This window comes from Ruegeria sp. BF7 (assembly GCF_056538605.1).
Genome location: NZ_JBQFTM010000057.1, coordinates 1 through 836, shown reverse-complemented (window position 1 = coordinate 836; position 836 = coordinate 1). Strand labels below are relative to the sequence as shown.

General features: G+C 58.6%; 1 protein-coding gene. It reads right to left on the bottom strand.

The window, feature by feature from the left end; all coding sequences use genetic code 11:
- Positions 1-13: 13 nt before the first annotated feature.
- Positions 14-771 (bottom strand): IS5 family transposase gene (locus ACR0IK_RS24370; RefSeq protein WP_480544160.1). Its coding sequence is split into 2 segments (ribosomal slippage): positions 14-450 and positions 450-771, totalling 759 coding nucleotides; the frame shifts between segments, so codons are not numbered across the junction.
- Between the last annotated feature and the right edge of the window lie 65 nt (positions 772-836).

Sequence of the window (836 nt, the reverse complement as noted above, 5' to 3'; positions counted from 1 at the left end):
CTAGGGTCAGGACTCATAGCCAATAGATGACGAGTGCTGCGAGGGCGATGGCTGACAGGAAGACCTTCGGGCACCTGTCGTAGCGGGTCGCCACACGCCGCCAATCCTTCAGCCTGCCGAACATGATCTCGATGCGGTTGCGCCGTTTGTAGCGGCGCTTGTCGTGCTTTACCGGATTCTTCCGTTGCTTCCGTCCAGGAATGCAGGCGCGTATCCCTTTGTCCTTCAACGCTTCTCTGAACCAGTCGGCGTCGTAACCGCGATCACCCAGAAGCCATTCAACATCCGGCAGGCTGCTCAGCAATGCTCGTGCGCCGATGTAGTCGCTGACCTGACCTGCCGTGACGAACAGGTTGAGGGGGCGGCCCTGGCTGTCGCAGATGGCGTGCAGCTTGGTGTTCATGCCGCCTTTGGTTCGGCCAATCAGACGGCCACGCCCCCCTTTTTGACGCCCATGCTGGTCGCTGTCCGGTGGGCTTTCAGATAGGTGGCGTCGATCATCACGGTCTTCTCCTCGCCGTGGTCGGCAGCCAGACCTGCCATCATCTGCGCGAAGATGCCTTTGTCGCTCCACCGCTTCCAACGGTTGTAAAGGGTCTTGTGTGGGCCATAGGCCGAAGGGGCGTCGCGCCATCTCAACCCATTGCGATTAATGAAGATAATCCCGCTCAATACACGTCGGTCATCGACGCGGGGTCTGCCATGGGACTTCGGGAAGAAAGGCTCTAAACGCGCCATCTGCGCGTCTGTAAGCCAGAAAAGATCAGACATGTTCACCGCTCGTTTTCGAACCGTGAATCACGCCGCTATACGGAAATCAATGGGTCCTGAGCCTA